Annotated in this window: 21 protein-coding genes; 5 read left to right on the forward strand and 16 right to left on the reverse strand. The window is 71.6% G+C overall.

From position 1 onward, the window contains the following. Positions 1-11: 11 nt before the first annotated feature. Positions 12-770: an alpha/beta hydrolase gene (locus ACFYWM_RS15815; RefSeq protein ID WP_389914695.1), complete on the reverse strand. Its 759-nt coding sequence runs from the start codon at positions 768-770 to the stop codon at positions 12-14. Positions 771-1032: 262 nt separating this feature from the next. Between ACFYWM_RS15815 and typA the strand changes: the two genes are divergently transcribed. Then, positions 1033-2886: a translational GTPase TypA gene (typA, locus tag ACFYWM_RS15820; protein ID WP_389914698.1), complete on the forward strand. Its 1854-nt coding sequence runs from the start codon at positions 1033-1035 to the stop codon at positions 2884-2886. 385 nt (positions 2887-3271) lie between these two features. Beyond that, a complete protein-coding gene (locus ACFYWM_RS15825) occupies positions 3272-3907 on the forward strand; it encodes a superoxide dismutase family protein (RefSeq protein ID WP_389914701.1) in 636 nt (211 codons plus the stop codon). A gap of 210 nt (positions 3908-4117) precedes the next feature. On the opposite strand, the gene ACFYWM_RS15830 is transcribed toward ACFYWM_RS15825, so the two are convergent. From ACFYWM_RS15830 to ACFYWM_RS15845, 4 genes are all read right to left on the reverse strand, one after another. Beyond that, the gene (locus ACFYWM_RS15830; protein ID WP_389914704.1) at positions 4118-4570 is read right to left on the reverse strand and encodes a hypothetical protein; all 453 of its coding nucleotides are present in this window, start codon (positions 4568-4570) and stop codon (positions 4118-4120) included. Further along, on the reverse strand, positions 4567-5088 hold the full coding sequence (locus ACFYWM_RS15835) for an RNA polymerase sigma factor (RefSeq protein ID WP_389914707.1): 522 nt from the start codon (positions 5086-5088) through the stop codon (positions 4567-4569). The genes ACFYWM_RS15830 and ACFYWM_RS15835 overlap by 4 nt, the downstream gene beginning before the upstream one ends. A gap of 167 nt (positions 5089-5255) precedes the next feature. Continuing rightward, positions 5256-6185, reverse strand: coding sequence for a polysaccharide deacetylase family protein (locus ACFYWM_RS15840; protein ID WP_389914710.1), 930 nt, complete (start codon positions 6183-6185; stop codon positions 5256-5258). A 147-nt stretch (positions 6186-6332) separates the two neighbouring features. Beyond that, on the reverse strand, positions 6333-6911 hold the full coding sequence (locus ACFYWM_RS15845; protein ID WP_389914713.1) for a helix-turn-helix domain-containing protein: 579 nt from the start codon (positions 6909-6911) through the stop codon (positions 6333-6335). An 85-nt stretch (positions 6912-6996) separates the two neighbouring features. Here ACFYWM_RS15845 and ACFYWM_RS15850 point away from each other — a divergent pair, with 85 nt between their 5' ends. Then, positions 6997-7833, forward strand: coding sequence for an EamA family transporter (locus tag ACFYWM_RS15850; protein ID WP_389914716.1), 837 nt, complete (start codon positions 6997-6999; stop codon positions 7831-7833). A 59-nt stretch (positions 7834-7892) separates the two neighbouring features. After that, positions 7893-8831 carry an anti-sigma factor RsbA family regulatory protein gene (locus tag ACFYWM_RS15855; RefSeq protein ID WP_389914719.1) on the forward strand — a complete coding sequence of 313 codons (939 nt, stop codon included), beginning with the start codon at positions 7893-7895 and terminating at the stop codon, positions 8829-8831. Between the two features lie 87 nt (positions 8832-8918). Here ACFYWM_RS15855 and ACFYWM_RS15860 read toward each other — a convergent pair whose 3' ends face one another. The 3 genes from ACFYWM_RS15860 to smc all read right to left on the reverse strand — a co-directional run bounded on the left by ACFYWM_RS15860 (position 8919) and on the right by smc (position 15528). Next, positions 8919-9515: a sigma-70 family RNA polymerase sigma factor gene (locus ACFYWM_RS15860; RefSeq protein WP_362866749.1), complete on the reverse strand. Its 597-nt coding sequence runs from the start codon at positions 9513-9515 to the stop codon at positions 8919-8921. 786 nt (positions 9516-10301) lie between these two features. Beyond that, positions 10302-11492, reverse strand: a complete 1191-nt coding sequence (gene ftsY, locus ACFYWM_RS15865) for a signal recognition particle-docking protein FtsY (protein WP_389914723.1) — start codon at positions 11490-11492, stop codon at positions 10302-10304. A gap of 343 nt (positions 11493-11835) precedes the next feature. Next, entirely contained in the window at positions 11836-15528 is a 3693-nt protein-coding gene (smc, locus tag ACFYWM_RS15870) for a chromosome segregation protein SMC (RefSeq protein WP_389914726.1), read from the reverse strand. Between the two features lie 185 nt (positions 15529-15713). On the opposite strand from smc, the gene ACFYWM_RS15875 reads away from it, so the two are divergent. Next, positions 15714-16517 (forward strand): alpha/beta hydrolase-fold protein, encoded by an 804-nt coding sequence (locus ACFYWM_RS15875; RefSeq protein ID WP_389914729.1) that lies wholly within the window; start codon positions 15714-15716, stop codon positions 16515-16517. 78 nt (positions 16518-16595) lie between these two features. On the opposite strand, the gene ACFYWM_RS15880 is transcribed toward ACFYWM_RS15875, so the two are convergent. The 8 genes from ACFYWM_RS15880 to rsmD all read right to left on the reverse strand — a co-directional run bounded on the left by ACFYWM_RS15880 (position 16596) and on the right by rsmD (position 21116). Continuing rightward, positions 16596-16790, reverse strand: a complete 195-nt coding sequence (locus ACFYWM_RS15880; RefSeq protein WP_344748163.1) for a hypothetical protein — start codon at positions 16788-16790, stop codon at positions 16596-16598. 191 nt (positions 16791-16981) lie between these two features. Beyond that, positions 16982-17257, reverse strand: coding sequence for an acylphosphatase (locus ACFYWM_RS15885; RefSeq protein ID WP_389914734.1), 276 nt, complete (start codon positions 17255-17257; stop codon positions 16982-16984). Further along, positions 17254-18120 carry a bifunctional DNA-formamidopyrimidine glycosylase/DNA-(apurinic or apyrimidinic site) lyase gene (gene mutM / locus ACFYWM_RS15890; protein ID WP_389914737.1) on the reverse strand — a complete coding sequence of 289 codons (867 nt, stop codon included), beginning with the start codon at positions 18118-18120 and terminating at the stop codon, positions 17254-17256. Before mutM ends, ACFYWM_RS15885 begins: the two co-directional genes overlap by 4 nt. A gap of 151 nt (positions 18121-18271) precedes the next feature. Beyond that, on the reverse strand, positions 18272-18955 hold the full coding sequence (gene rnc / locus ACFYWM_RS15895; protein WP_329094214.1) for a ribonuclease III: 684 nt from the start codon (positions 18953-18955) through the stop codon (positions 18272-18274). A 264-nt stretch (positions 18956-19219) separates the two neighbouring features. Then, a complete protein-coding gene (rpmF, locus tag ACFYWM_RS15900) occupies positions 19220-19399 on the reverse strand; it encodes a 50S ribosomal protein L32 (RefSeq protein WP_012894381.1) in 180 nt (59 codons plus the stop codon). A 1-nt stretch (position 19400) separates the two neighbouring features. Continuing rightward, positions 19401-19952, reverse strand: a complete 552-nt coding sequence (locus ACFYWM_RS15905) for a YceD family protein (RefSeq protein WP_389914740.1) — start codon at positions 19950-19952, stop codon at positions 19401-19403. Between the two features lie 66 nt (positions 19953-20018). After that, positions 20019-20495 carry a pantetheine-phosphate adenylyltransferase gene (gene coaD, locus ACFYWM_RS15910; RefSeq protein WP_362693624.1) on the reverse strand — a complete coding sequence of 159 codons (477 nt, stop codon included), beginning with the start codon at positions 20493-20495 and terminating at the stop codon, positions 20019-20021. A 15-nt stretch (positions 20496-20510) separates the two neighbouring features. Beyond that, positions 20511-21116 carry a 16S rRNA (guanine(966)-N(2))-methyltransferase RsmD gene (gene rsmD, locus ACFYWM_RS15915; RefSeq protein ID WP_389914743.1) on the reverse strand — a complete coding sequence of 202 codons (606 nt, stop codon included), beginning with the start codon at positions 21114-21116 and terminating at the stop codon, positions 20511-20513. Between the last annotated feature and the right edge of the window lie 368 nt (positions 21117-21484).

The following is a 21484-nucleotide window of genomic DNA, read 5'->3' on the forward strand; positions in this document are numbered from 1 at the left end:
TCGACATCAGGTCAATCTTCATGAGGATAGACATCTCCCGAGGAGCCGGGACGGGCCGCGGCCCATCTCCCGATGCGACGGACCAGATCCGGGGTGGCCGCCGACTCCGCGTGGCCGAAGCCGGGCTCGATCCACAGCTCCCTCGGCTCGTTCGCGGCCTCGTAGATCTGGTACGCGTGGTCGAGGGGGAAGAACCGGTCCGCGTCGCCGTGCACGACCAGGAGCGGCACCGGCGAGATCTTCGCGGCCGCCTCGTACGGCGCCAGCGGCAGCGGGTCCCACACGCCCTTCATGATCCGGGTGCGCTTGCCCAGCCGCGCGGCCAGCCGTCCCATCGGCCTCTCGATCGCCCAGTGCACCTGGCGCATCGGCCTGGTCCCCCGGTAGTACCAGCGCGCGGGCGCGCTCACCGACACCACCGCGTCCACACCGCCGAGCACCCCCGCGTGCCGTACGGCCACCGCCCCGCCCATGGAGAACCCGACGGTCACGACCCTGCGGTAGCCGACCGTCCGCGCGTGCCGCACCGCCGCCTCCACGTCGAGGATCTCCAGATCGCCCACGGTCGACCGGCCTCCCGAACGGCCGTGTCCCCTGAAGTCGAACGCCACCACCCCGCCGAACCCGCTGAGCACGTGGGCGATGCGGCGCGTCGGGCGCTGCCTGAACGACCCGGTGAAGCCGTGGGCCAGGACGATCCCGAGGTCGTCCGCGCCGCGGGAGGGGGTGTGGGCGGCGTCTATCCGCAGGTTGTCACGGGTTCTGAGCATCACGGGAAACGATGGTGCGAGAGGCATGGATCCGAGCTTAGGGAGTGCCCGCGACCTGGCCGCGCCCCGCCCCGCGCGCCCTGCCCGCGCCCCTTTCGCGATACACGCCATGTGCCCCCGGAAGGGGGGCACGAAGGTGTCCGGAGGGTGAATTGGCGCACTTCATCTGCCGGAGGCGTGAGAGCGATTGTCCGGATCAACTAAAATGGGAAGGCCGCACAGTCCGCGGCCAGCCTCCACGATCACAGAGTGAGACTCCATCATGCCTTTGAACAGCCGCGACGACCTGCGGAACATCGCGATCATCGCGCACGTCGACCACGGCAAGACCACTCTCGTGGATGCCATGCTCTGGCAGTCGGGCGCCTTCCGCGTCAACCAGGACGTGGACGACCGCGTCATGGACTCCAACGACCTCGAACGCGAGAAGGGGATCACCATTCTCGCGAAGAACACCGCCGTCAAGCACGGCGGCATGACGCTCAACATCATCGACACCCCCGGCCACGCCGACTTCGGCGGTGAGGTCGAGCGGGGCCTGTCCATGGTCGACGGCGTCGTGCTCCTGGTCGACGCCTCCGAGGGGCCGCTGCCGCAGACCCGCTTCGTGCTGCGCAAGGCGTTCGCCGCCAAGATGCCGGTCATCCTGTGCATCAACAAGGTCGACCGTCCCGACGCCCGGATCAAGGAGGTCGTGGACGAGGTCTACGAGCTCTTCATCGACCTGGACGCCACCGAGGAGCAGATCGACTTCCCGATCGTCTACGCCTCGGCCAAGGCCGGGCGCGCCTCGCTCAACCGTCCCGAGGACGCCGGGATGCCGGACTCCGAGGACCTGGAGCCTTTGTTCGAGGTCATCAAGAACACGATCCCGGCCCCGCTGTACGACCCGACGGCCCCCCTGCAGGCGCACGTCACCAACCTGGACGCCTCGTCCTACCTGGGCCGGATCGCGCTCTGCCGCGTCCACCAGGGCACCATCAAGAAGGGCCAGCAGGTCGCCTGGTGCCGCACCGACGGCACCATCCAGCGGGTGAAGATCACCGAGCTGCTGATGACCGACGCGCTGGAGCGCAAGCCCGCCGAGGAGGCGGGTCCCGGCGACATCATCGCGATCGCCGGAATCCCGGACATCATGATCGGTGAGACCCTCGCCGACCCCGAGGACCCGCGCCCGCTGCCCCTCATCACGGTCGACGAGCCCGCGATCTCCATGACCATCGGCACCAACACCTCGCCGATGGTCGGCAGGGTCAAGGGCTCCAAGGTCACCGCCCGCATGGTCAAGGACCGGCTCGACAAGGAGCTCGTCGGCAACGTGTCGCTGCGCGTCCTGCCGACCGACCGCCCCGACGCGTGGGAGGTGCAGGGCCGTGGCGAGCTGGCGCTGGCCATCCTGGTCGAGCAGATGCGCCGCGAGGGCTACGAGCTGACCGTCGGCAAGCCCCAGGTCGTCACCAAGCTCATCGACGGCAAGGTCCACGAGCCGGTCGAGCGGGTGACCATCGACTGCCCCGAGGAGTACCTCGGGGCGATCACCCAGCTGCTCGCCGTCCGCAAGGGCCGCATGGAGCACATGACCAACCACGGCACCGGCTGGATCCGCATGGAGTTCGTGGTCCCGGCCCGCGGCCTGATCGGCTTCCGTACCGAGTTCCTGACCGAGACCCGCGGCACCGGCATCGTGAACCACGTGTTCGAGGACTACGAGCCGTGGTTCGGCGAGCTGCGCACCCGCAACAACGGCTCGCTGGTCGCCGACCGGCCCGGCCCGGTGACCCCGTTCGCCATGCTGAACCTGCAGGAGCGCGGCGTCCTGTTCGTCCAGCCGACCACCGAGGTCTACGAGGGCATGATCGTCGGTGAGAACTCGCGCTCCGACGACATGGACGTGAACATCACCAAGGAGAAGAAGCTCACCAACATGCGCTCCTCGACGAGCGACACGACGGAGACGCTGATCCCGCCGCGCCAGCTCTCGCTGGAGCAGGCGCTGGAGTTCATCCGCGAGGACGAGTGCGTGGAGATCACTCCGGAGAACGTACGCATCCGCAAGGTCGTCCTCGACGCCTCGACCCGCGCCCGGACCACCGCCCGCGCCAAGCGGGCCAACTGATCGCTCCACCCCGCGCCGAGCGGATCGGCTGACCGCACCGCGCCGTACCACCGTGTCACCGCTCCACCCCGTCCCGCCGGGCACACCCGGCGGGACGGTTCCGTCTTCACCCGGCCCGGCCCGGCCCGGTCCCGTCCGGCCCGGTCCCGCGTTGAGACGGCCGCGCGTGAAAGGCCCCTTCTCGCGGTCCGGCCTCGTGTGAGGCAGCCCCGTACACCGCGCTTTCCCCCGGTCAGCCCCCGTGCCGGACGCCCCCTCCCCGCACGACTTCGCGAGGTGAGACGGCGTGGCACCCCAGGTTCCCTCCCCCTCCTGGGGTAGGAACCCTGTGCTGGCCGCTCCCCGTCACGGCAGGGGAGCCCAGGACTCGTACGGGGGATATCTCATGCTTCACAGGACCTTTCTCGCCCTGACCGTCGCGTTCGGCACGGTGACGGCCGGAGCGGGCACCGTGCCGGCCGCCCAGGCGGCCTCGCGGGCGCCGCAGATCTCACAGGGCTCGGAGTCGGCGCCGTCGGCCAGGGCCGTCATCAAGAACACGGCCGGGACGAACATCGGCTTTCTGCGCATCGACCAACAGGCGGGCGACAAGACCAGGCTGACCGTCACCGTCACCGGCCTGCGCGCCGGTTACCACGGCTTCCACGTCCACGCGAAGGGCGTCTGCGACCCCAGGGCGATCGACCCGGTCACCCGCAGCCCCTTCGCCAGCGCGGGCCCGCACTTCACCATCCCGCCGACCACGCACAGCGGGCACTCCGGCGACCTGCCCAACCTGCTCGTCGCCGCCGACGGCACCGGCGAGGCGACCGTCGTGACCGACCGCTTCCGGGTGGGACAGCTGTTCGACAGTGACGGCAGCTCCATCGTCATCCACGCGCTACCGGACAACCACTCCAACATTCCCGACCGCTACAGCCACCAGGGACCCCCGAGCGGCGTCGGCCCGGACGCGGAGACCCTCAAGGCGGGAGACTCCGGCGGGCGCGTCGCCTGCGGTGTGATCACCAGGAACCGGTGATTCCCGGCCATCCCGGGGGCGGCTCGGCACCCCGTCCGCCGGCACCTCGCCCGGCGACACCCTGTCCGCCGGCACCCTGTCCGCCGGTCCCGTGCCGCCCCCGATCACCGTCCCGCCTCGGCCTCCGTCCCAATCGCCCTTTCACCCTCTCGCCCTCTCGCCCTCCCATCCCGATCACCGTTTCGCCTCGTGTTCACCTTGTGACGGCCCTCAGCCGCCGAGCTCGCGCTTGCGCCGCAGCAGGGCCGCGCGTTCGGCGCGGGCCCTGAGCAGGACGGCCACCGCGAGCACGACCAGCGTCGCGGCCACGGCGACCCCCGCCGTACCCGCCCAGGTGCCCCTCGTGGCCGCGACCGCGGCCGTTCCCGCCGTCAGCAGGCCCGTCGCGGTCACCGCCAGCCAGGCGGCGATCACCCGGTCGAGAGCGAACAGCGGCGTCCTGCGGGTCAGCGCCCAGGCCCCGTAACCGGCCCAGGCCAGGCCGAGCGCGACCAGCGCGCCGAAGGCCAGGTGTGTACGGCCCGGCAGGGCGGGCTCCGTGGCCCACAGCAGGCCGACGAACAGTGCCCCGCCCAGGCCGCCGAGCAGTGCCACGACGTTGCCGATCCGGCGGCGCAGCGACAGCGGCCCCGACAGCCTGCCGATCATGTCATCGGAGTTCATCCTCGGTATCCCTTCTCCGTGAGCCGATCGCGCAGCATGCGCCGCGCGCGGGACAGGCGTGACTTGACCGTGCCGACGGGGACGGCGCAGACCTGCGCGCAGTCCTCCAGGGAGAGGTCTCGCAGGTAGAACAGCACCAGGACCTCCCGTTCCCTGACCGGCAGCTCCGACAGGCCCGCGAGCAGGCCGGCGCGGTCCACGAGGGCGTCGGCGGGGTCGCCGGACGCCCGCTCCTCCTCCATCGGTATTTCCGGCCTGGCGTACTCCTCGCGGAGCCGGTCGGCCACCGCGCGCCTGGCGATCGTGAACAGCCAGGGCGCGAACCTGCCCGGCTCCTTCAGGCGCGGCAGCCCGCGCACCACGGCCACCCAGACCTCCTGGGCCACGTCGTCGGCCCGCGAGGGCCCCAGCATGCGCCGCACGTAGTCCCGTACCGGATCGTGCCAGGTCCTCACCAGCTCGGCGAACGCCTCACGCTCACCGAGCCGGCACCGGACCACCAGCAGTTCGTCAGTCACCCTGCCTCCTCACCCGGGACAGTCGGGAAACGGACGCGGCGGGTTCACGCCTCTTCCGGACAGGTTCACGCCTTTTCCGGAAGGTTCACGCCTCTTCCAGGCAGGTCCCACGCCTCTGCCAGGCAAGGTCCACGCCCCTCCTGGGCAGGTCCACGCCTCTTCCGCCCTCAGGGGCCGCCGTAGTATCTCCTCCCCGGCGCGGGACGCCCACCGTACAGCTCGGACAGCGTCACGAACCGGTAGCCCCTGTCCGCGAGCTCGTCCAGCAGCCTGGGGACGGCCTGGACCGTGGAGTGGTGGATGTCGTGCATCAGCACGATGGAACCCGGCCCGGCCCCGGCCGCGCGCCGGGCGACGACCGAGGGGTCCTGGTCACGCCAGTCGAGCGTGTCGACGTCCCACAGGATCTGGGCGAGCCCCAGCTGGCGGCTCTCCGCGGCGACCCTGGCGTCGGTCAACCCGTACGGCGGGCGCATGAGGATCATCGTGACCCCGGTCGCCCGCTTGACGAGCCACTGGGTACGGCCCAGTTCCTCCCTGATCGCGGCCTGTGACAGCAGGGGCAGCTGCGGGTGGTCCCAGGTGTGGTTGCCCAGCTCGTGCCCCTCGGCCACCATCCTGCGAAGCGTGCTCTCGCCGCCCCCGAAGGCCATGCGCCCGACGACGAAGAAGGTCGCCCTGGCCCGGTGCCCGGCGAGGATGTCGAGCAGCGGCTCGGTGTAGGTCCCCGGCCCGTCGTCGAAGGTCAGCGCCACGCACCTGGTCCGCTCGCAGTCGATCCGGCGCGCCCGGGGGGAGACGGGAAGGTCGTCCCGCGCCCAGTGCGACCGTACCGAGCCGGGCCCGAACCCCGGGGTCCCGGCGGCAGAGCCGGGGACAGGAGCGGGAACGGGGACGGGCGGCGAGGGCTCGGCGGCGACGGGAGGCCCCAGGGTCGCCGGTTCCACCGATCCGACCAGGGTGATCGGCGAGGTGCAGCCCCAGATCGCGAACAGCAACGCCACCGGCACCGCCCACACCCGCCACACCCGCATGCTTCCCCCCGAAAGCGTCACGGGGACGGCGAGCGGCCCGGCCGGGTCCCCCCGCAAGATCATGACCAGGTGTTCCACCAGGATGGGACATCAACGGCCGATTGCCCGTACCGACGCGCCACTTCACGCCACATCCGGTGAGATGCGCACCCGGGTGGTCATGTCTCATCCGATGCGGCCAGTTAAAGCCCCAAAACCCTCGGAGGAGGATCAGGAACGGTCGGGCGTCTCCCGGGGCTCGGTCACGACCATCATGAACCGCAGCGGGGTGTCCCCCTCGTTGGCGTACTTGTGCGGCCTGTCGGCGCTGAACACGACCGCGTCGCCCACCTCCGCGACATGGCTCTTGCCGTACACCGAGAGGGTGAGCCGCCCCTCCAGGACGGTCAGCATCTCGCGCGTGCCCGGGGGATGGGCGTCGCCGTCGTGGTGGTCGCCGGGGGCGAGCCGCCAGTCCCACAGCTCCAGGATGGCGGGCGCGTCGGTGCCGACCAGCAGCCGCGCGGTGCTGGAACTCCCGTGCGGGAAGGTGACGACGTCGGCGCCGCTGACCACCCGCACCACGGGCGTGTCGGAGACCTCCACCATCCGCGCGACGGTCACCCCGAGCGCGTCGGCGATGCGGGTGAGCGTGCTGATGCTCGGGTTCGTCCTGCCCTGCTCGACCTGGACGAGCATGCCCCGGCTCACTCCCGAGCGCGCGGCGAGCTCGTCGAGGGTCATCTGCCGGTGCGCCCGCTGTGCCCGCACGTTGTTGGCGACCGCGGCGGTGATCGTCTCTGGATCCATGAGTCCAGTGTAGTGAACTCACTTGGCACTCCATTGCACTTCATATATTGTCCTGTCAGTACACTCCATTGAACTGAGGTGAGTCATGACAGCTGTGGTGCTGGCGACGGCCTGCGCGCTGGTGTACGGCACCGCGGACTTCCTCGGCGGCCTGGCCACCCGCCGGTCGCGGGTGCTCGCGGTGGTGGTCCTCTCCCAGGCCGCCGGGCTGGTCGTGATCGTCGCGCTGCTGCCCTTCCTCCCGGCGGCCCCCACGCCCGCGGCCCTCGCCTGGGGCGCGGTCTCCGGCCTCTGCGGCACCGCGGGGATCGTGCTGTTCTACCGGGCGCTGGCCACCGGCGTAATGTCGGTGGTCGCGCCGATCACCGCGACCGTCTCGGCGGCGCTGCCCGTGCTGTTCGGGCTCGCCGTAGGGGAGCGCCCCGAGCCGGTCGCGCTGGGCGGGGTGGTCCTCGCGCTGCTGGCGGTCCTGCTGGTGAGCCGCGGCTCCCCGGACAGGAAGGCCACCCGGGGGTACGGCCCGGTCCTGGCCTCGCTCGCCGCGGGCGCGGGTTTCGGCGGCTTCTTCGTCATCATCGCCCAGGCTCCGGCGGACGGCGGCATGTGGCCGCTGCTCGGAGCGCGCCTGGTCTCGGTCGGCTCCATCGCCCTGCTGGCCCTGGCCACCGGCCGCGCCCTGCGCCCCGGCCCCGGCACGCTGCGCGTCATCTTCGCGGCCGGGACGCTCGACATGGCCGCCAACGTGCTCTTCGTGCTCGCCCAGCAGCGCGGGATGCTCAGCCTCGTCGCCGTCCTGGTCTCGCTCTATCCGGCGAGCACCCTGCTGCTCGCCCGCCACTTCCTGGGAGAGCGGCTCAACAGGGTGCAGGTGGTGGGAATCGGCTTCACCCTCGCCGCGGTCGCGCTGATCGCCTCCGGCTGACACGACGTCGCCGGCTGACTCTGTTGTGTTGGGACCGGACGCTTGTTACGGTCATCCCCGTGCAGCCCGAGCGGGCGTTCCTCGACTCCGGCGGGCCGTTCGCGCACACGGCTGTCGCGTACGGCTCCGAATCCGGTTTCCTGCGACGCGTCCAGCCCCTGATCGCCGGTGCCCTCCGCGAGAGCCGGCGGGTCCTGGTCGTCACGAGCGAGCGCGGGCTCGACCTGGTCGGTGACGCCTTCGGCTCGGACGCCCGTCTCATCGACCGCCACCCCGCCGAGAAGTGGTACGCCCACCCGACACGGACCCTCGCCGCCTTCCACGACTACGTCCGGCAGCGGGAGCGGCCACTGGTCATCGGGGAGCCGGTGTGGTCGGGCTGGACCGAGCGGCAGGCCCGCGAGTGGGTCCGCTACGAGTCGGTGCTCAACGCCGCCTTCGCCGGGGTCCCGGTCAGCCTGTGGTGCCTGTACGACGAGAGCCTCGCGCTCGACCACGTCCCGCGCACCCATCCCACGGAGCTGACCGGCGCCGGTCTGCGGCGCAGCGACCGCTACGTCTCCCCGGAGCGGTTCGAGCTGCCGGGAGACGACCTCCCCCTCCCCGACCCGCCCCCGGCCGCGGTGGTCACCGACTTCACCCTGGAGGAGCTGGGACGGCTGCGCGCGCTCGTCACCGACCACGCGCGCCGGGTCGGCATGCGGCGCGACCTGGTCGCCTCGCTCGTGCTGAGCGTCTCGGAGATGGCCGCCAACAGCGTGGAGCACGGTGCGGGACACGGCCGGGCGACCATCTGGACGAGCGGCGGCGAGATCGTGTGCGAGATCTCCGACTCCGGCGGCGGCGAGCTGGACGTCCCGCTGCCCGGCTACCTGCCGCCCGAGCCCGGGTCGCCGCGCGGCTACGGGCTCTGGATCAGCCGCCAGCTCTGCGACCTGGTGCAGGTGCGCGGCGTGGACGGCGAGCTGCGGGTCAGGCTCCACATGGCGCTCGACTGACCCTCCCGGTCCCCGGTACACGAAAACGGCCCGCGTCCGGAGCGGACACGGGCCGTACACGAAGCCATGAGGGGGAAGGGAGAGGCCTCAGGCGGCCTGGACCTCCTCGGGCACGCGGAGGCCGCCCTCCTCGCGGGCGTAGTCCTCGAGCATGGTGCGGAGCTGGCGCCGGCCCCGGTGGAGGCGGGACATGACCGTGCCGATGGGGGTGCCCATCCGCTCGGCGATCTCCTTGTAGGCGAAGCCCTCGACGTCGGCCAGGTAGACGGCCACCCGGAAGTCCTCGGGCAGGGCGCGCAGGGCGTTCATCACCGCGCTGTCGGGCAGCTGCTCCAGCGCCTCGGTCTCGGCGGACTTGAGACCGCTGGACATGTGGGACTCGGCGGCGGCGAGCTGCCAGTCCTCGATCTCCTCGGTGGCCGAGAGCTTGGGCGAGCGCTGCTTCTTGCGGTAGTCGTTGATGAAGTTGTTGGTCAGGATGCGGTGCAGCCACGCCTTGAGGTTGGTGCCCTCGCGGAACTGGTGGTACGAGGTGAAGGCCTTGGTGACGGTCTCCTGAACCAGGTCCTCGGCGTCGGCGGTGTTGCGGGTCAGACGCATCGCGGACGCGTAAAGCTGGCTGGTGACCGGCACGACATCACGCTCGAACCAGTCCTGGCGCTGCTCTTCCGTCATCGTGATCATTGGACCCCCCTCGTGCTCTTCCCCCCACTACCGCCCGGCAAAGGTACGACGCACCCTTTCTGACGGCGTACTTGATGCTCGCAGGCACCTTGTAAGGGGGCCGTTAAAAGCTCTACGTGGTCAGGGGACTGATCTATGGCTGTGCCAACAGCGGGTGCGACACGCTCTACAGCCGAACAAGTCTCAGTATCGTAACATCGTTCTCCAGATTCGGTAGAAGGTGTGTCCATCATCACATATCCCCAGGTAGGGGCCGCTTTGGGGTCGTGAAAAACGTCGATCACCACGCCTCCGAAACCCGCCGCCGGACGACCGAGACCGGTTGCCGGACCGAGGCCCGCACCCTGAGAAACTCCGGCACCCATCTCCACGTCTCCCCGCTTCCCGCGTGTTGGGGACTTAATCTCCTCTTCAAGAGACGGCCCGGCACCCCCCCGCGGTTCACCCGGGCATCACCGTCCGGCCCCTTTCGCATATGGGCCGGTAGACGGCGAAAGCAGACCGCCGGTCACGGTCGTGAAGATTTTTCGACGGCACAGTCGCGACAGGCGACGCTCGTCGCCGGGCTCGCGAGCCCGGCGCCGATCACGCACCGGGCGATCGCGGGCGGCACCGCCCTCGACGGCCGGGGCGCACGACGCCGCCGCACGGGGCCGCCCCCCTGACGGCCGGGCAGCCGCCCAGGGCGGCGTCCGAACACCGTCCGGACGCCGCAGGAAGACCCCCGCGAGCCCGTACGTCCGCCCGCGGCGGCAGCAAGCCGGGACGAGATGGGACAGGACGGGCTCAGTCTCCGAGGAGCGCGTCCACGAAGACCTCGGGGTCGAACGGCGCCAGGTCGTCGGGCCCCTCGCCGAGACCCACCAGCTTGACCGGGACACCCAGCTCGCGCTGGACGGAGATGATGATGCCGCCCTTGGCGGTGCCGTCGAGCTTGGTCAGGGCGATACCGGTGATGTTGACGACCTCGGCGAACACCTGGGCCTGGCGCATGCCGTTCTGGCCCGTGGTGGCGTCGAGGACGAGCAGGACCTCGTCGACCGTGGCCTTCTTCTCGATGACTCTCTTGACCTTGCCGAGCTCGTCCATCAGGCCGGTCTTGGTGTGCAGCCGCCCCGCGGTGTCGACGATCACCACGTCGGCCTTCTCGCTGATGCCCTCGGCGACGGCGTCGAAGGCCACCGAGGCGGGGTCGCCGCCCTCGGGCCCGCGTACGACCGCGGCCCCGACGCGGTCCCCCCACGTCTGCAGCTGGTCGGCGGCGGCGGCGCGGAAGGTGTCGGCGGCGCCCAGCACGACCTTGCCGCCGTCGCCGATGAGGACGCGCGCCAGCTTGCCGGTGGTGGTGGTCTTGCCGGTGCCGTTGACGCCGACCACGAGGACCACCGCGGGACGCTCGCCGTGCGGCGTGACGTGCAGCGTACGGTCCAGGTCGACACCGATCTGGGCGAGCAGCTGCTCCCTGAGCAGGGCGCGCGCCTCCTCGGGCGTCCGGCTGCCCAGCACCTTCACCCGGGTGCGCAGCTCCTCGACCATCGCCCGGGTCGGCGTCACACCGACGTCGGCGGTGATCAGGGTCTCCTCGATCTCGTCCCAGGCGTCGTCGTCCAGGCGGTCACGGGAGAGCAGCTCCAGGAGCCCCTTGCCCAGCGTGCTCTGCGACCGGGCCAGCCGGGCGCGGAGCCGCACCATCCGCCCGGCGGACGGCGGAGGAACCTCGATCACCGGGGCGACGACGGTGACCTCCGCGGGCTCCACCGGCCTGGCCGGCGGCGGCACGGTGGTCGTCGTCGCGTCGTCGTCCACGACCGAGCCCCGGCCGGGGGCCTTCGTCTCCTCGGGGATCGACGGCGCCTGGGGCGGCTCGACCCGCGGCGGCGCGGCCTTGCCCCCCGACCTGAACAGCAGGAGCATGCCGCCCGCCGCCAACAGGGCGATGACGACGATGATCGCGATTATGCCGAGATAGGCTTCCACAAGAGCACAGTTTTCCAGACGCCCCGGGATGCTCCGACACCCCGGTGCTCCGGACCGGCTCGCGATCCCTCACCGGCGGTCACCGCCCGGCCCCGCGCCCCCGCGATCCCCTGAGAAACCGCTTCCCGGACTCGCGCCCCGGCGCTCCCCCGAGGTCCCAGAAGCCGCGCCCCCGCGCTCTCCCGGGAACCGCCTCCCGAACCCGCACCCCGCGCACCCTCAGGAACCGCCCCCAAACCCGCGTCCCGCGCTCCTCCGGGAACCGCCCCCTCGAACTCGCGCTTTCACCGTCTCGTCCGGGGAACCGGCTCCTCCACGGGAAGCGCCCCGAGCCCCCGGCGGCTCAGACGGACTCGTGTTCCCTCAGGCGCTGGCTGATGACCTGGGTGACGCCGTCCCCGCGCATCGAGACGCCGTACAGCGCGTCGGCGATCTCCATGGTGCGCTTCTGGTGGGTGATGATGATGATCTGCGAGGTCTGCCGGAGCTCCTCGAAGAGGGTCAGCAGGCGCTGGGTGTTGGTGTCGTCCAGCGCGGCCTCGACCTCGTCCATCACGTAGAACGGCGAGGGACGCGCCTTGAAGATCGACACCAGGAAGGCCACCGCGGTCAGCGACCGCTCGCCGCCCGACAGCAGCGACAGGCGCTTGACCTTCTTGCCCGGCGGCCGGGCCTCGACCTCGACGCCGGTGGTCAGCATGTTCTCGGGGTCGGTGAGCAGCAGCCTGCCCTCGCCGCCGGGGAACACCCGCGTGAAGATCGTCTCGAACTCGCGGGCCACGTCCGCGAAGGCGGCGCCGAAGACCTGCTCGACCCGGTCGTCGACCTCCTTGACCACCAGCAGCAGGTCGCGGCGGGTCTTCTTGAGGTCCTCCAGCTGCGAGGTGAGGAACGAGTGCCGCTCCTCCAGCGCCGCGAACTCCTCCAGCGCGAGCGGGTTGACCTTGCCGAGCTGGGCCATCTGGCGGTCGGCCGCCCTGGCCCGCTTGAGCTGCTCGTCACGGTCGTAGGGGACGGGGTCGCCGTCGGCCGTCGGGATCGGCTCGTCGGGGCCGTACTCGGCGACGAGGGTGTCGGCCTCGACGCCGTACTCCTCCACCGCGCGGCTCTCCAGCTGCTCCAGGCGCAGCCGCTGCTCGGTGCGGGCCACCTCGCTGCCGTGCGCCCGGTTGACCAGCTTGTCCAGCTCGCCGGTGAGCTCCCGGACGCGGATCCTGACGGCCTTGAGGGAGGCGTCGATCTGCCCGCGCGCCAGATCGGCCTCGTCGCGCTCGCCCGCGGCGGCCTCCAGGGAGGTCTCCAGCGTGCGCAGCGCCAGTTCGGCACCCCGGACGACCGCCTGGGCCGTACGAGCCTGCCTGCGCCGCCACTCGCGCCGCTCGGCCGCTCTGGAACGCTCCTCGCGCTCGCGCTCGGCGGCGCGCGTCAGCTCGTCGGCCCGCCCCTCGATGCCCCTGACCCGCTCCTCCGCCGTCCGTACGGCGAGGCGGACCTCCATCTCGTCCTGCCTGGCCGTCGCGCAGATCTCGGCGAGCTCGTCGCGCAGGTCGGTGGTGGGCTCGGTCTCCAGCTCCTCGGCTCCGACGGCCGCGGCGAGCCGCTCCTCCAGCTCAACAAGACCGGCCGCGTCACGGTCGCGCGCCTCTTCGGCGGCCCGTACACCCCCGGCCAGGCGCTCGCACTCGTCGCGGGCCGCCTTGGCCGCGGCACCCAGCTGGGCGAGCCGCTTGGCCACCGCGGCGACCCGCTGGTCGGCGTCGCGCTGCCTGGCCCTGACCCGGTCCAGGGCGGCCTGCGCCGCGTTCACCCCGGCCTGCGCGTTCTGCACGCCCGTCTGCGCCTCGGCGACCCGCGCCTGGGCGGTCTCGACCGCGAGCTGCGCCTCCGCCTCGGCCTCGGCGCTCTCCTCCAGCTCCGTCGCGGCCAGCTCGGCGGCGACCCTCGCCTCGGCCAGGTCCGCGGCGGCCTCGTCGAGGGCGGCCCGCATCTGGAGCGCGGAGGTGCCGCCCGCCGAACCTCCCTTGGCGGTGTGGGCGCCCAGGAGGTCGCCTGCCCGGGTGACGGCCCGCAGCTCGGGGCGCTGCTCGACCGCCTTCCTCGCGGTCGCGAGGTCGTCCACGACCAGCACGTCCGCGAGCAGGTGGGAGGCGGCGGCCCGCAGCTCGGCGGAGACCGTGACCAGGTCGATCGCCCACTCGGCCCCGGCCAGCGGCACCCGCCCCGGCGAGCCCGGCGCGCCCGCCGCCCCGCCCGAGGCGATGACGAGGGTGGCGTGGCCGCCGTCGTGGCCCCTGAGGAACTCGATCGCGTCGGCGGCGCTCTGCAGCGACTCCACGGCGACGGCCTCCGCGGCGGCCCCGAGCACGGCCGCGACGGCCACCTCCGCACCGGGCCGCACGGACAGCATGGTCGCCACCGGGCCGAGCACCCCGGCCAGGTCGGCGGCGAGCAGCGCGGCGCCGCCGTCGGCGCCACCGGCCAGGCCCAGCTCCAGCGCCTCGAACCTGGCCTCCAGCGCGGCCACCTGGCGCTGCGCCTGCTGGTCGGTCTTGCGGGCGGCGGCGAGGGCGGCCCTGGCGGCGCCGAGCGCGGAGTTGGGGGCCGCGACGGCCGCCTTGGCCTCCTCGACCCCGGCCCTGGCCGACTCGACGGACTCCCTGGCCTGCTCGACCGTCTCCAGGGCGATCTCCAGCTCCTCGGCGAGGGCGGGGTCGGCGGACGGCTCGGCGCGCTCCTGCCCGTCGTGCTCGGCCCTGGCCTCCTCGGCGCGCTGCTCGGCCTCCCGCAGCGATCGCCGCAGCCTGCCGATCTCCTCCTCGGCGGCCCCCGCCCGGCTGCGCGCGGCCCCGACCTGGCCCCTCAGCCTGGCCAGGCCCTCGCGCCGGTCCGCCGCGGCCCTGGCCTCCGCGGCCAGTCTCCGCTCCTCGGCGGCGAGCGCGGCCTCGGTCTCGGCGCGCCGGGCCACCGCTCCGGCGAGCGACTCCCGCTCCCCTTCGAGCAGCTCGGCCAGGACCCGCTCCTGCTCGCGTACCTCCTCGGCCTCGCGCTCGAAGTCCTCGGGGTCGCGCCCGCGCCGCTCCACGGCGGTGTCGGTGGCGTGCCGGTGCCGCTCGGCGGCGAGCCCGGCCAGGCCCCTGAGGCGCTCGCGGAGGGAGGAGAGGCGGAAGAACGTCTCCTGCGCGGCTGCCAGCCGGGGCTGGGCCTCGGCCTCGGCGGCCTCCAGCTCGGACTCGGCGACCTGGCCCTGCTCCAGCTCGACCTCCACCGCGGCCCTGCGGGTCAGGACGGCGGCCTCGTCGGCCATCTCCCGTTCCAGGGTGGTCCGCAGGGTGAGCACGTCGTCGGCGAGCAGCCGGAGCCTGGCGTCACGCAGGTCGGCCTGGATGACGGCGGCCTGGCGGGCGATCTCGGCCTGGCGGCCCAGCGGCTTGAGCTGGCGGCGCAGCTCGGTGGTGAGGTCCTGGACCCGGGTCATGTTGGCCTGCATGGCGTCGAGCTTCCGCAGCGCCTTCTCCTTGCGCTTGCGGTGCTTCAGGACGCCCGCGGCCTCCTCGATGAACGCCCTGCGCTCCTCGGGGCCGGCGTGCAGCACCTGGTCGAGCTGGCCCTGCCCGACGATGACGTGCATCTCGCGGCCGATGCCGGAGTCGGACAGCAGCTCCTGGATGTCGAGCAGGCGGCAGGTGTCACCGTTGATGGCGTACTCGCTCTGGCCGGCCCGGAACATCAGGCGGCTGATCGTCACCTCGGTGTAGTCGATCGGGAGCATGCCGTCGGTGTTGTCGATGGTCAGCGTGACCTCGGCGCGTCCCAGCGGGGCCCGCGAGGAGGTGCCGGCGAAGATGACGTCCTCCATCTTGCCGCCGCGCAGCGACTTGGCGCTGTGCTCGCCCATCACCCAGGCCAGGGCGTCGACCACGTTGGACTTGCCGGACCCGTTGGGGCCGACGACGGCGGTGATGCCCGGCTCGAACCGGAGCGTGGTGGCGGAGGCGAAGGACTTGAACCCGCGCAGGGTAAGGGTCTTGAGATACAAAGAAACCCCCCATCCACGGCGCCGCCGCGCCGACCGGCGTCTCACGCGCCGTGTCCCGGGCGCCGGTGAACGCGTCTTGCCTTGTCAGCCCACGGTCAGCCCACGGTCAGCCCACGGCTTCGGTCACGCGGGAAGACTACCGTTCTTCACCCGCGCCCGCCCGCGCACCGCCTATCGTGCCCTGCATGGACGCGGAACGCGGTGGGGGCGAGGCTCCATCACACCCATCGGGCGGCGGGGGGCTCCTCAGGCGACGCGCCTTCCTCGTGGGCGGCGGGCTGGCCGTGCTCGGCCTCGGCGGCGCCGCCCTGGCGGCCGGTCCCGAGGGCTTCAGGGACGCGTACGCCCAGATCGTCTGCGGCGCGATCCCCGAGCCTCCGGTGACCTCGCCTGGAACGCTCCAGCGCAGCCGGGTCGACCGGCGGCGGGTGATCGTCGGGCTGCCGCCGGGAGCGGAGGACGGGCTCCCCGTGGTGATCATGCTTCACGGCGCCGCGGGTGACGCGCGCACGCCGTTCGACGTCTACGCGATCGACCGCTATCTGGCCGCGGGCGGCGGGCGCTTCGCGCTGGCCTCCATCGACGACTGGCCCTCCGCCGACATCCCGGGCGCGCTGCTGCCGTACCTGAGCATGAACGGGATGGACACCGCGAAGATCGGGCTGATGGGCTGGTCCTCCGGCGGCGCCGGGGCGCTGAGGCTGGCCGCGGAGCTGGGCCCCGAGCAGGTGGGGGCGGTGGTCGCGGCCTCACCCACGGTGAGCGCGGCTCAGGCGCCGCTGCGCGAGCTCGTGGACATCCCGGTCTGGCTGGGGTGCGGGGAGCGCGACGCGTGGGCCCGGCAGACCCAGACCATGCTGAAGGGTCTGAAAGCGCTGGGCGCCACGGCCGAAGGAGGGATTACCGAAGGGTGCCAGGACACGGCCTACCGCCGCAGGGTGTTACCCGAGCAGCTGGCCTTCCTGGCACGGCATATAGGACGCACGTGACGGTTGTGACGTGCGTATCGATATGACAAGGGACGCCCCGATGAGGCGTCCCTGGACAGTGTTCCGCCCCGGCCCCCGTTAGGTGAGGGCCGGCTCACGATCCTGCAGACGGTTGAACTCCTCGTCGCGGGTGCCGGCCGCGAGTTCGTCGTTCTGGGCCTGGAGCCGGGTGAGCTCTCCCTCGAGATCACGGATGCGCTGCTGAAGACGACGCATTTCCGAGACCATACGAGGGTCGGGACCGCCGACGTGGCCGAGTAGAGCCTTCGCCATAGTAAAGGGTCCTCCACGCTGAGTGACCAGACTGGTTCGCGCACTTCTTTGCCGCGGGAGGGGTGCGCGTGGTTCTTTATCAAGAGTCGCACCGGTGAGGGAGACGGTCAAGTTGAACGCTCCGGATGGATGCACCAGTAGGCACTCTCGACGGTCAACTATACCTTATTTTGGGCGGTTTGGGGAAGTGGTCAGCGCTCGACAAAACCCCGGAGACCACCTTTGGTCTCGCTCCAGCGCTCGACGACCGCGTCGACCCGTCCCGGTGTGTTCCCGCCCCTGAGCAGGCCGAGCAGCTCGGCGCAGGAGGTCTCCGGGCCCTGCGCGACCACCTCCACCCGGCCGTCGTCCGTGTTGCGCGCCCAGCCGGCCAGGCCGAGCTCGAGGGCCCTGGCACGCGTCCACCAGCGGAAACCCACACCCTGCACCCGGCCCCTGACCCACGCCGTCAGCCGTACGTCCGTCATGCCGGGACCCCTCTCGGCCTGGGCTGGCAGCGAGGGCAGCTGTAGGACGAACGGTTCATGAACGACTCACGAACGATCGGGGTGCCGCATCGGGGGCAGGGCTCGTCGCGCCGACCGTAAACCGCGAGGGAACGGTCGAAGTAGCCGCTCTCCCCATTGACATTCACGTAAAGACTGTCGAAGGATGTGCCGCCCTCGGACAGGGCGGCGGCCATCACCTCCCGGGCCGCGGCCAGCAGCTCGGCCACCTTCGGCCGGGTCAGCGTCGCGGTCGCGCGGGCGCCGTGCAGCCCGGCCCGCCAGAGCGCCTCGTCGGCGTAGATGTTGCCGACCCCGCTGATCAGCGACTGGTCCAGGAGCGCCCGCTTGACCTCGGTCTGCCGGGCGCGCAGCCGGTGGGCGAAGCCGTCGTCGTCGAAGTTCTCCTCGAACGGGTCGGCCGCGATGTGCGCGATCGGCTCGGGCACCGCGCGGCCACCGGCCTGCGTCATTGCGGTCACCAGCACATGGCCGAAGGTCCGCTGGTCGACGAAGCGCAGCTCGGGGCCGCCGTCGGTGAAGCCGATCCGGACGCGAAGGTGCTTCTCCGGTGCCGTGTCCGGCTCCACGACCAGCAGCTGGCCGCTCATCCCGAGGTGGGCCAGGATCGCGTCGGAGCCGCCCAGGGGCAGCCAGAGGTACTTGCCCCTGCGCTCGGCGGGGCCGACCGTGCGGCCCGCCATCCGGGCGGAGAACTCCACGGCGCCGGGGACGTGCCGCCTGATCGCCCTCGGGTGGAGCACCTCGGCTCGGGCGACGACTCGGCCGGAGACCCATCGCTCCAGGCCGCGGCGTACCACCTCGACCTCGGGCAGCTCGGGCATGCGTCTCTCCTAGAACGACTCGGGTGACCTGGGCGGCGAGGCCCGGCGCGCCGGCCGGATCCGCCGTGGCCCCGCGCGGGCAGCGGTCGCCGGTCAGCAGGTTAGCCAACCACGCGCCCGCCGCGGTCCCTTTCGGGGGCGGGCCGGCCGGTCAGCTGGCCTCGCGCCTCTCGCGGTCCTCGCGGATGCGGTTCCAGGCGGCCTCGGCGGCCTGCTGCTCGGCCTCCTTCTTCGAGCGGCCCGACCCCGAGCCGTACGCCTCGCCGCCGACGCGGACGACCGCGGTGAAGGACTTGGCGTGGTCGGGGCCGCTCTCCTCGACATGGTATTCGGGCACGCCGAGCGACTCGGACGCGGTGAGCTCCTGCAGGGAGGTCTTCCAGTCGAGCCCGGCACCGAGCGAGGCGGAGCGGGTGATGAGCGGGTCGAAGAGCAGGTGGACGACGCGGAACGCCTCGTCCAGGCCCCTGTTCACGTAGACCGCACCGATGAGCGCCTCAAGGGTGTCGGCGAGGATCGAGGACTTGTCGCGGCCTCCCGTGCCCTCCTCGCCCCGGCCGAGCCGCAGGAAGCGGCCCAGGCCCAGCGAGCGGGCCACGTCGGCCAGGGCGCGCATGTTGACCACCGCGGCCCTGAGCTTGGCCAGCTGCCCCTCGGGCAGGTCCGGGTGGTTGCGGTAGAGGGTGTCGGTGACGACCAGGCCCAGCACCGAGTCGCCGAGGAACTCCAGGCGCTCGTTGGTCGGCAGGCCGCCGTTCTCGTAGGCGTAGGAGCGGTGCGTCAGCGCCCGCTCCAGGATGGCGACGTCGAGGCGCACCAGGAGGAGGCGCTCCAGCTCTTCCTTGACGAACTCGACGGCGACCGGCTTGACGCTCGTACCCACGGCTTCTCCTCGCACGTTCTCTCAGCGAATGCGCGATGGCGAAGGAAGGAACGAGAGATGCCCGAAGATGTGGTGGGCGCCGGGAGGGCACGCGTTCTACCGCGAACCCCGGCGTCCACCACAGCCGCGGGCGGACCGCCATCGCAGGGGGTGCAGACGGTGACGCCGGCCGGGGCCCGTGGAGGACCCGGCCGGCATCCGTCGGTCAGAATGCGATCAGGCGGAGGGCTCGATCACCTGACGGCGGTTGTAAGTGCCGCAGGTCGGACACGCCACGTGCGGACGCTTCGGCGAGCGGCACTGGGGGCAGCTCACGAGCGAAACCGCGGCGGCCTTCCACTGCGACCTGCGGGAGCGAGTATTGCTCCGCGACATCTTGCGCTTGGGGACAGCCACGTCAGCTCTCCTGATCGTTGTTATGTTCCGGAATCAGACCTTGCAGCTTCGCCCAGCGGGCGTCGATCACCTCGTGGCCGTGGTCAGGCTCGGCATCGGCCAGCCTGACGCCGCACTCCACGCAGAGCCCGGCGCAGTCTTCACTGCAGACCGGGCTCAACGGCAGTGTGAGCACGACCGCGTCGCGAAACGCGGGTTCGAGATCGAGCAGCTCTCCGTCGAGAAGCGAGTCACTCTCGGCAGCATCCTCTGCCGAGTAGAAGAACAGCTCCTGGAAGTCCACCTCGGTTCGCGAGATGACCGGCTCCAGGCAGCGTGCGCACTCCCCCCGCAGCGGGGCTTGCGCAGTGCCCGTGACGAGCACACCCTCCATGACCGCCTCAAGCCGGATGTCCAGCTCGACGTCGGCGTCCTTGGGGACGCCGATCATGTCGACGCCGATGTCCGCCGGTGCCGGGAGGGCGAGATTCATCCGGCGCATCGACCCGGGTCGCCGCCCCAGATCATGGGTGGAGATCACCCATGGGGCGCGGGGGTCAAGGTGCTGAGTCATTTCGCTCTCGTTAGGCATGGCGCATCATCGCCGTCGTGCAAGGCCGAAATAAGAGAATAGCAGGGCCTAGCCCCTGAGCCGTTCGACCAGGAGTTCCTGCACAAGATCAGGCACCAGCCCGGCCACGTTCCCGCCGTACTTGACGATCTCCTTGATGCGGCTGGACGACAGGAAGGAGACCTCGGGGCCGGTGGCCATGAACAGGGTCTCCACCCCGGACATCCGGTAGTTGAGCTGCGCCATCTGGAGCTCGTAGTCGAAGTCGCTGACCGCGCGCAGGCCCTTCACGATGGCGGGGATCTCCTGCTGCTTGCAGTAGTCGACCAGGAGGCCGTGGAACTTGTCCACGCGGACGTTCCCGTACTCCTTGGTGACCGTCTGGAGCGTCTGGATGCGCTCCTCCACCGTGAACAGGCTCTTCTTCTCGATATTGATCAGTACGGCCACGACGACCTCGTCGTACTGCCGGGAAGCCCGGCCGATGATGTCCAGATGACCGTTCGTGACGGGATCGAACGATCCCGGACAGACAACGCGACGCAAGGTGGACCCCCTGCTCTAAGGATTCCCGGCGGCGCGACCGTACCAAACGGACGCTTCGCCGTAACGACGGACCCTCTCCTCTTCGTACCCCGGGGGCCAGACCAGATCCTTCCCCCTGCTCTCCCGCTCCACCGCGACCAGCGCGTCCTCGGCCAGCCAGCCCCGGTCGCGCAGCAGCCCGAGCACCGCGTCCACCTCCTCGGCGCCCAGCGCGTACGGCGGGTCGGCGAGGACGAGGTCGTACGGCCTCCCGGCGGTCCCGGTGTCTCCGGTGTCCCCCGTGCCGCCGGGGCCCCTGGCCAGCAGTCGCTCCACCCGGTCGGCGGCGAGCTCGGCCCCCGGAAGGCCCAGCGAGGCGATGTTCTGCCTGATCGTCCGGATCGCCCTGGCGTCCGACTCCACGAGGAGCGCGTGATCGGCCCCCCGGGAGAGCGCCTCCAGCCCGAGCGCCCCGGAGCCCGCGTAGAGGTCGAGCACTCTGCACCCCTCCAGCGGGCCGATCAGCGACCCCACGGTGGAGAAGATCGCCTCCCTGGCCCGGTCGCTGGTGGGGCGTGTCCCCCGTCCCGGCGGCACGGCCAGCCGCCGTCCTCCTGCGCTTCCCGCGATGACTCGGCTCACCCGGCCATCCTCTCAGTGCCTCCCGGCGCGGCTCCCGCCGCCGTTCACGCTCCCGCCCCGGGACGCGCCGCAGGCAGCACCGGCGTGTCGCGACGCATCACATAACCGCAGGCCAAAAGGGTCCTGGTAGGTGATCTAGGTCAAGAGTGGGCAAGGAGTGGCGACGAAAGCGTAAGGGTCGTTCCGTCCGGTGCCGGTCCCTTGCATGATGATTCCTGCGGCCTCCAAGTGACCCAGGGGGAGGCCGACCGGCGTGATCGTGAGCCCTTCCGCACGCCGGTGCTCTCGGCACCTGACCCGGGAGTGGGCCCAAGCGGGGACGGCATTCGGGGGGAGGCCGTCCCCGCAGTTGGGCCCGGGGGACGACG

Origin of the sequence: Streptosporangium sp. NPDC002721 (assembly GCF_042888905.1) — a bacterium.
In the GTDB taxonomy this organism is placed as follows: domain Bacteria; phylum Actinomycetota; class Actinomycetes; order Streptosporangiales; family Streptosporangiaceae; genus Streptosporangium.

What these genes read in the sequence shown, in the direction of transcription:
- ACFYWM_RS15885 (WP_389914734.1), bottom strand. Translation starts at nt 17,257, where the DNA reads ATGACGGACGTACGGCTGACGGCGTGGGTCAGGGGCCGGGTGCAGGGT.
- ACFYWM_RS15875 (WP_389914729.1), top strand. Translation starts at nt 15,714, where the DNA reads ATGGACGCGGAACGCGGTGGGGGCGAGGCTCCATCACACCCATCGGGC.
- ACFYWM_RS15845 (WP_389914713.1), bottom strand. Translation starts at nt 6,911, where the DNA reads ATGGATCCAGAGACGATCACCGCCGCGGTCGCCAACAACGTGCGGGCA.
- mutM (WP_389914737.1), bottom strand. Translation starts at nt 18,120, where the DNA reads ATGCCCGAGCTGCCCGAGGTCGAGGTGGTACGCCGCGGCCTGGAGCGA.
- ACFYWM_RS15850 (WP_389914716.1), top strand. Translation starts at nt 6,997, where the DNA reads ATGACAGCTGTGGTGCTGGCGACGGCCTGCGCGCTGGTGTACGGCACC.
- ACFYWM_RS15815 (WP_389914695.1), bottom strand. Translation starts at nt 770, where the DNA reads ATGCTCAGAACCCGTGACAACCTGCGGATAGACGCCGCCCACACCCCC.
- typA (WP_389914698.1), top strand. Translation starts at nt 1,033, where the DNA reads ATGCCTTTGAACAGCCGCGACGACCTGCGGAACATCGCGATCATCGCG.
- ACFYWM_RS15905 (WP_389914740.1), bottom strand. Translation starts at nt 19,952, where the DNA reads ATGACTCAGCACCTTGACCCCCGCGCCCCATGGGTGATCTCCACCCAT.
- ACFYWM_RS15880 (WP_344748163.1), bottom strand. Translation starts at nt 16,790, where the DNA reads ATGGCGAAGGCTCTACTCGGCCACGTCGGCGGTCCCGACCCTCGTATG.
- ACFYWM_RS15840 (WP_389914710.1), bottom strand. Translation starts at nt 6,185, where the DNA reads ATGATCTTGCGGGGGGACCCGGCCGGGCCGCTCGCCGTCCCCGTGACG.
- ACFYWM_RS15825 (WP_389914701.1), top strand. Translation starts at nt 3,272, where the DNA reads ATGCTTCACAGGACCTTTCTCGCCCTGACCGTCGCGTTCGGCACGGTG.
- ACFYWM_RS15860 (WP_362866749.1), bottom strand. Translation starts at nt 9,515, where the DNA reads ATGATCACGATGACGGAAGAGCAGCGCCAGGACTGGTTCGAGCGTGAT.
- ACFYWM_RS15830 (WP_389914704.1), bottom strand. Translation starts at nt 4,570, where the DNA reads ATGAACTCCGATGACATGATCGGCAGGCTGTCGGGGCCGCTGTCGCTG.